The 7,927-nt window shown below is 69.2% G+C and carries 7 protein-coding genes; all 7 read left to right on the top strand.

The window, feature by feature from the left end; translation table 11 throughout:
• Positions 1-39: 39 nt before the first annotated feature.
• The 7 genes from Q1K33_RS14685 to dprA all read left to right on the top strand — a co-directional run bounded on the left by Q1K33_RS14685 (position 40) and on the right by dprA (position 7,927).
• The gene (locus Q1K33_RS14685) at positions 40-1,038 is read left to right on the top strand and encodes an IS5 family transposase (protein ID WP_300405258.1); all 999 of its coding nucleotides are present in this window, start codon (positions 40-42) and stop codon (positions 1,036-1,038) included.
• Positions 1,039-1,185: 147 nt separating this feature from the next.
• Entirely contained in the window at positions 1,186-2,367 is a 1,182-nt protein-coding gene (locus Q1K33_RS14680) for a hypothetical protein (RefSeq protein WP_300405254.1), read from the top strand.
• Positions 2,364-2,783: a TadE/TadG family type IV pilus assembly protein gene (locus Q1K33_RS14675; RefSeq protein ID WP_300405252.1), complete on the top strand. Its 420-nt coding sequence runs from the start codon at positions 2,364-2,366 to the stop codon at positions 2,781-2,783. The genes Q1K33_RS14680 and Q1K33_RS14675 overlap by 4 nt, the downstream gene beginning before the upstream one ends.
• 231 nt (positions 2,784-3,014) lie before the next feature.
• Positions 3,015-4,709 (top strand): hypothetical protein, encoded by a 1,695-nt coding sequence (locus tag Q1K33_RS14670; RefSeq protein WP_300405250.1) that lies wholly within the window; start codon positions 3,015-3,017, stop codon positions 4,707-4,709.
• A gap of 118 nt (positions 4,710-4,827) precedes the next feature.
• The gene (locus Q1K33_RS14665; RefSeq protein ID WP_300405248.1) at positions 4,828-5,196 is read left to right on the top strand and encodes a YraN family protein; all 369 of its coding nucleotides are present in this window, start codon (positions 4,828-4,830) and stop codon (positions 5,194-5,196) included.
• Complete coding sequence (locus Q1K33_RS14660) at positions 5,196-6,794, top strand: YifB family Mg chelatase-like AAA ATPase (protein ID WP_300405246.1); 1,599 nt, start codon at positions 5,196-5,198, stop codon at positions 6,792-6,794. The genes Q1K33_RS14665 and Q1K33_RS14660 overlap by 1 nt, the downstream gene beginning before the upstream one ends.
• Positions 6,791-7,927 carry a DNA-processing protein DprA gene (gene dprA / locus Q1K33_RS14655; protein WP_300405244.1) on the top strand — a complete coding sequence of 379 codons (1,137 nt, stop codon included), beginning with the start codon at positions 6,791-6,793 and terminating at the stop codon, positions 7,925-7,927. The genes Q1K33_RS14660 and dprA overlap by 4 nt, the downstream gene beginning before the upstream one ends.

Below are 7,927 nucleotides of genomic sequence, written 5' to 3'. Positions count from 1 at the left end.
CGGGGTGTCGCGGTGCGCGGTGGCCGCCGGCGCGAAATGATGGCTGTCGTGAACAGCGAGCAGCCTTCCTTCACTGATGTCGAGTACGGCAACCGGCGACGGACCTCCAAGCGTGAGCGGTTCCTGGAGATGATGGACGCCACGATCCCGTGGCAGGTCTGGGTCGGGGTGATCGAGCCGCACTACTACACCGACCGGGCGGGCAAGCGTGGCCGTAAGGCCAAGCCGGTCGAGACGATGCTGCGGATGTATCTGCTGCAGGCGTGGTTCTCGCTCTCGGATGAGGGCGTGGAGGACGCGATCTACGACTCGTATGCGATGCGGCGGTTCATGGGCTTGGACTTCGCCCTCGAGCAGGTCCCCGACGCGACCACGCTGCTGCACTTTCGCCACCTGCTCGAAGAGCACAAGCTCGGGGAGAAGCTGTTCGCCGCCCAGAACGAGATCTTCGAGGCCGAGGGCTGGATCATGCGGGGCGGGTCGATCATCGATGCCACCATCATCGCGGCCCCGTCTTCGACGAAGAACGCTTCTGGGACCCGGGATCCGGAGATGCACCAGACGAAGAAGGGCAACCAGTGGTACTTCGGGATGAAGGGCCACATCGGCACCGATGCCGGCACCGGATACGTCCACTCGGTATCCGCGACCGCGGCGAACGTGCACGACCTGGACGAGGCGCACCGTTTGGTGCGTGAGGATGACGAGGTCGGCTATGTCGACGCGGGCTATCAGGGTGCGCAGAAGCGGCCCGAGATCGCCGGCGATGAGCGCCGCTCGAAGATCGAGTGGCGGGTTGCGGCGCGTAAGGGGAAGCTGAAGGTGATGGCCGAGCCCGACCGTGCCGAGCAGTCACGCCAGGCCGCGGTCCGCGCGAAGGTCGAGCATCCGTTCCTGATCGTCAAGCGTGACTTCGGTTTCTCCAAGACGCGCTACCGCGGGATCGCCAAGAACCTCAACCACCTCCACGTGCTGTTCGCTTCCGCGAACTGGCTGATGCGCGCCCGTGCCGTCGCCCTCACCCCGGCGACGGCATAGCGGCAGCCTGCCCGAAGCCGCCCAGAAGGCCCCCAACAGGGGCCCGAGCGGCGGTAGAGAGCCAGCCCCGGGCTGCTCCTGGTCACGTTCACCGGCCCGAGCCCCGGTCACGCAGGGAATCGCGTGTTGATCAGCGGTTCCCTAGAGGTGAGCCTGCTGGGCGTCACGACCACGACGTACGGCCAGAGCGCTTCGCCCGCGACGACGCTCCGACTGTCGTCGAACGCAGCGAAGCAGATCACCGTCCCGGCCAGCGCCGCGGACGTGACCAACTTGGACAACTTTCTCTCGTGCGCCAAGCCGGTCGTCAGCCCTCGGAACCCCACTGCGGGCCCTTCTCAGGACATGATCGACAACATCCGCCGTGGCGTCGACCATGAGCTGGACCAGCACCCCAGTGTCATCACGGCACTGGGCGGCGCGTCGGGGATCGCCACGACCCCCATCAGCACCTTGACCGGTCCGAGCGGCGTCCTCGCCGATCCGACGACGTTCGCCTTCTCCTGCAGCGTCGGCGACGGAGTCAGCGTGCTCGACACTGCAGCCAATCGCGCCAACTTCCCCAACTGCGTCAACGTCAACACGTCGCAGTCGTGGTCGTACGAGTTCACCCAGGGCTTCCTGACCGGCAGCGGTCGACTCAGCTGCTCCGTCGCCGCGTGCGACCACGGGACGTTCCCGGGGTCGGAGCTCGGCCTGAACGGCAGCTACAACAACGACAAGATCACCGACTTCATCAGCGGCACCAACAAGCAGTCAGTCCTCGACGACATGCTCCTGACCAGCCTCGACACCTTCTTGACGCCGAGCGTGCCGGTGGCCACGCCTGCGGACCTGTTGAGCCAGGACCTGTACAGCTCCCCCCGCTGCTTCTGGGCCCCGGTGCTCACCACCGTCTTCAGCACCAGCACCGACGCCTACTACCCGATCCTGACCTTCCGACCGACGTTCGTGACCGAGGAGACGCCTTCGACCTCGGCTACCCAGGCGCTGCTCAACGCGCTGAGCGTCGAGACGGTCAACGACCTCAAGGCCCTCGCGGCCAGCGGCGTCTCGTCACTGCTCGGTCTGGGACTGATCTCGGGACTCTCCTCGTCGCTGGGGTTGAGCACGACGACGGCCAGCCTGCTGATGTCGCTCGACGACCCGACCAAGGTCGAGAGGTACGGACTGGTCCTCGACACCTCCGCGCCCGTCGACAGCCAGCTGAAGGCGCTGCGCGTCATGAACATCAACCCGGGGGCCCTTCCTGCCGTCGACCCGGACTATGACGGCCCGGTCAACGACTACCTCGGCAGCGGTCCGAGGATCGTGAGGCTGGTCCTGTGAGGCGCGACGAGCGGGGAGCAACGGCGGTGGAGTTCGCCCTCGTCTTCACCCTGGTGATCTTCCCCCTCCTCCTCGGCGTGCTCCAGTACGGGTACCAGTACTGGTCGTTGGAGACCGCTGCCGCGTCGGCGCGGGAAGCTGCTCGGCGACTCGCCGTCGGGACTGACCCGGCGTGCACGATGGCAGAGGCCGTGGACCACGCGGGGACCTCGGCGCTGAGCCCGGTCATCGTCACGTACACGCCGACGAGCGGGAATCCCGGCGCCGGTCAGATCGTCGAGGTCACCATCTCCTTCCAGAGCCTCGACCTCGGTCTGCTTCCGATCCCGCACGACGGTGTGGTGACGCAGACGGCCGAGGCTCGCGTGCAGACCGCTCGGACGGGCTCGGCGGACGATCCGTACCTGACCTGTTGAGGAGCTGGTCCGACCGACTGACGACGACTGGCCCGATGTGACCAGTCCGGTGTGGTCGATCGGTCACAACTGGTTCGAAGCGGGCTTCTAGCGGCGCCGCGGTACATGGTGCTGCCTCGACCAGGGCACGGGCCCGGTGTGATCACTCGGGAGAAATTCACCTGGCGGCGTACGCGCGGCCCTGGACGTGACGATCGTGGAGCGGTAGCGGTCCTGACGGCGGCGCTCGCGATGGTGATGGTCCTGATGGCCGCCTTCGTCGTGGACATCGGCATGCAGCGAGTCGCGCGAGCCGACATGCAGGCACTGTCGGACGTCGTCGCTCTCGACATGTCACGTCGCCTCGACGGCTCCGACACGGCAGCACTCGAGGCCGATCCGACGTGGGACGCAGCCCTCGCCGCCAGCGTCGCGCGCAACGGGGGCAGCCTCGGTGACGCGCCCGTGGTCCAGACCGAGCTGGGGGGGATGGACGTCTCGAGCGGGCAGTTCCTCCCCAGCGAGAGAGGGGAGGACGTACCGACTGCCGTCCGAGTCACCGCGAGCACGTCGGTCGACTTCGCCTTCGGGGTCGCCACGTCGGGGGGCGCATCGAGGTCCGCGATCGGCGCCGCCACCTCGTTCGCCTGCTACAAGGTGGGCTCGTGGGCGGCATCGCTCGACACCGAGAGCTCATTGCTCCTCAACCCGGTACTGCAGAAGATGGCCGAGCAGTCCGGGTCCTTCACCAACGGCGCAACGGTCAGGGCACTCGACTACCGGGGTCTGGCCGCCGCGAGTGTCGACCTCTTCGACCTCGCCGCGAGGCTGGGCGTTGCCTCGCTGGACGAGCTCGCGGCCGCGACCGTCAACCTCAAGGATCTCTACGTCGCGCTGCAGGCACTCGCCCGCCCGGACGACAGCACCACGGTTGCGGCCCTCGGATCGCTGGCCGCGGCGACCAAGACAACCGTGGGCGCGGACCTCAGCAAGGTCTTGGTCGCGGACTCCGGAGCCGGCTCGCTGCTCGGCGCGCGGGCCAACGTGCTCGACATCGTGGGCGGGTCGATCGCACTGCTCAACGGCACCAACGTCGCGAACATCTACCTCGGTGCAACCCTCCCCAGCATGGCCAACGCCGGCCTGACCGTGAAGCTGACCCAGGGCCCCCACCAGTACTGCGGCACCCCCGGCGGGTCCTCCACCGCAGGTGTCACGTCCGACACCGAGCAGCTGCGCGTCACCCTGGGCGGTCAGCTGAACCCGTCGATCATCGACTTCGTGCCGCCAGCCATCACCGGGCTGCTCTCCTCCGTGGCCTCGGCGACCATCACGGCGGAGAACTACGCGACCTTCGACCTGAGTGTCGCCGGCACCTCCTCCCGACTGATGTCGGTCTCGTGCGGGGAGGCCCAGGGTGTCGACCTGAACGTCTCGAACGGGCTCGCCACGGTGACGTTCTCGACGCCACTGAGAGCCGAGGTACGCGCCCAGCTCGCGAAGGGGCTCCTGGGGGGCCTCGTCGATGCCGTGATCAGCATCAACGCCATCGTGAGCGTGACGGCCACGATCGGGCAGTCCGGCGACGCGGCCGTCGACGTTGCTGTGCCGCCGCAGGCCTTCGACACGCCGTACCCCACCAGCAGCGGGGGGATCAACGTGACAGCGTCTTCGCGGTCGGGTGCCAATGTCTCGGCGAACGTCGAACTTCTCGGCGGGCTGCTCGGTGCGAACATCAACCTCAGCAACGGCGAGAGGAACAGCATCCTCGACACGGTCCTCGACTCTGGACTCAACGCGCTCCTGAGCCCCACAGCGCCGCACAGCCTGGCCACCACCGTGTTCGACCCGTTGCTGGCGCTGATCGGCGCTCAGGTGGGTGGTTCCGACGTCATCCTCGACAGCGAGCCGGCATTGTCGTGCACGGCTCCGCGCCTCGTGGGCTGAGGCGCATGCCCACCAGTCGTCCACAGGCACCACGTCGGACGACTTCTCCACAGGCCGCTCCGTCGGCACCGGCGCAACGCCGCTGATCCCGTGACGCTGGTCGTCAGGAGGTCATCAGATGACGACGACAGCAGCAAGCAAGCAGGCCCTGGGGGCGTACGGCGAGCGAGTCGCCGAGGACCATCTCCTCGCGCAGGGGATGGCCCTCCTGGATCGCAACTGGCGGTGCAGCGAGGGTGAGATCGACCTCGTGCTCCGTGACGGAGCGGTGCTGGTCGTATGCGAGGTCAAGACCCGCACCAGCACGGTCAACGGCACGCCACACGAGGCGATCACCGACAGCAAGCTCGACCGCCTGCGACGTCTGGGCACCCTGTGGGCGGCGACGCACGGGATCTGTCCGCAGGAGACCCGGGTCGACCTGGTCGCGGTGATGCGACCGCGACGCGGAGCTGCCGAGGTCGACCACGTCCGGGGCATCGGCTGATGCCCGTCGCGACCGCGCGGTCGGTCTCCCTGCAGGGCGCGCTGGGCCATCTCATCGACGTTCAGGCGGACGTCTCGCCCGGACAGGCCGGCTTCACGATGGTGGGCCGACCCGACGTCTCCCTGCGTGAGGCGGGGGACCGCTGCCGGATGGCCATCATCAACTCCGACCTCGGATGGCCGGCCACGAAGCGGATCACGATCCTGCTCTCCCCGGCCGACCTCAGCAAGCGCGGGCCCCACTTCGACCTGGCTGTGGCGGTGGCGGTCCTGGCCGCCGACGAGTCGGTCTCGGCGAGGGCGTTGACCGACACCGCCTTCATCGGAGAGCTGACTCTGGAGGGCGGGCTCCGATCGGTGCCAGGGGTCCTCCCGATGGTGCTCGCGGCCGCCGAACGAGGGATTCGCCACGTCTTCGTGCCCGAGCCGCAGGCCCGTGAGGCGAGCATGGTCCCGGGCATGGCGGTCTTCGGGATGCGCTCCTTGCAGCAAGTGGTCGCCGAGCTGCGCGGCGAGGTCGTGCCCGCGGCTCCACCGGTCGCGCCGATGTCGGGCAGCCGCCTGCTGACCTGGCGCGGCGACGAGCGCCTGGAGCAGGTCGACTTCGCCGACCTCGACGGCATGGCCGACGCCAAGTACGCCGCCCTGGTCGCGGCGGCGGGAGGGCACGCCGTACTCCTCTCCGGACCGAAGGGAGCGGGCAAGACCAGCCTGGCCGAGCGGATCCCGACCATCCTCCCGGACCTCATCCCCGAGGAGGCCCTCGAGCTCACGGCGATCCACTCGCTGGCGGGCGCCCTGGAGCCCGGTGACGACCTGATCACGACCCCGCCCTACTCGGCCCCGCACCACGACGCCAGCAAGACCAGCATCGTCGGGGGAGGAAGTGGCCAGGTGCGGCCGGGCGAGATCAGCCGTGCTCACGCGGGTGTCCTGTTCCTGGACGAGTTTCCACTCTTTCGCTCCGACATCATCGAGGCCTTGCGTCAGCCCCTCGAGAGTGGGGACATCACGGTGGCCCGGCGCGACGAGTCCGTCACCCTGCCGGCCCGCGGCATGCTGGTCCTGGCCTGCAACCCATGCCCCTGTGGCAACTACGCGGTCAAGGTAGGCCGCAGCCAGTGCACCTGCCGGTCGCAGCAGCTGCGCGACTACCGGGCCAAGCTGGGTGGTCCCCTCGCCGACCGCGTCGACATCACTCGTCACGTGGGTCCGCTGCAACCCTACGAGCGCGGTGGACCCGCGGCGGAGACCTCCGACAGCATGCGTGCGCGGGTCACTGCGGCCCGTCGGCGCCAGCACCAGCGGTACGACGGCTGCGCCTGGCGGCTCAACGCGCACGTCCCCGGATCGGTGCTCCGCGACCGCTGGCCGCTCGACACCGCGGCCAGAAGGCCGATCGACTCAGCCCTGTACGCCGGCCACCTCAGCAGCCGCGGCGCCGTGCGCGTGCATCGACTCGCGCTGACCGTCGCCGACCTCCGGTCGGTGGACCTCGAGGAGGAGGTCGTGCCGGGCGAGGACGAGGTGGACACGGCCTTGCGGCTGCGGATGGGGGAGCCCCTGCTGGTCGACCGGATCCTGGGGGTGGCCGGATGAGCGTCTCCGAGCAGGAACGGCTCGCCCGTGTTGCCCTCAGCCGGCTGACAGAGCCGGGGGACCTCCGACTGGCAGCCCTCACCGATGAGCTGGGAGCCGTCACCCTGCACCAACTGCTGGCCGACGAACGAGACCTGATGGGTCTGCAGACCGACGTGGCTGCTCGCCTGACAGGGATCGAGCCCGAGCGTGAGCTGGAGCAGGCGAGCCGGCTCGGGCTGCGCTTCGTCGTGCCGGGGGACGAGGAGTGGCCGGTCCAGGTCGGCGATCTCGCCGGTCTCGAGCCGCTTCACGAGCGCGGGGGAGTGCCGATCGGGCTCTGGGTCAAGGGTCCGCTGCGGCTGTCGGCCATCAGCCGGTCCGTCGCCGTCGTGGGATCGAGGGCCTCCACGAGCTACGGCGCGCACGTGGCCGGTGAGATGGGTGCGGTCGCGGCCATGGCCGGGACGATCGTCGTCTCCGGGGCAGCGTTCGGGATCGACGACGCGGCTCATCGCGGTGCGCTGAGCGTCGACGGACCTACGGTCGCCGTCCTCGCCTGCGGCGCCGACCGCGTCTACCCGGCCGCGCACCGCGAGCTCATTGCCCGCATCGCCTCCTCGGGCGCCGTGGTCTCCGAGGCCGCCCCCGGGTGCGCGCCGCAGCGGATCCGGTTCCTGGCCCGCAACCGTCTGATCGCAGCTCTGACCAGCGGCACGGTCGTCGTCGAGGCCGCGACCCGCAGCGGAGCGCTGAACACCTCCAACTGGGCAGGCAGGCTCAACCGCGTCGTGATGGGAGTGCCGGGGCCCGTCACGAGCGTCAGCTCGACCGGGGTGCACGAACAGCTCAGGACCGGCGCGATGTCCCTGGTCACCTCCGGCAGCGACGTGCTCGAGCTCATCGGCGAGTCGGGCACTCATCTGGTCGAGCCCGCACGAGCGCCGCAGACGGTGCGCGACCGGCTCACGGCCCGACAGCGCCAGGTCCTCGACGCGGTTCCGGTGGCACACGGCGTCGGGGCGGACTCCTTGGCCCGGGTGGCCGGTCTGGGACTGCTCGAGGTGCGCTCTGCCCTGGCTGCCCTGCAACGAGCCGGGCTCGTCATGTCGGACGAAGGTGGGTGGCGGATCACCGTGCTGGCTCACGCGTGA

It is taken from the genome of Nocardioides sp. (genome assembly GCF_029937575.1).
In the GTDB taxonomy this organism is placed as follows: domain Bacteria; phylum Actinomycetota; class Actinomycetes; order Propionibacteriales; family Nocardioidaceae; genus Nocardioides.
This window is presented reverse-complemented; position numbering and strand designations above follow the sequence as displayed.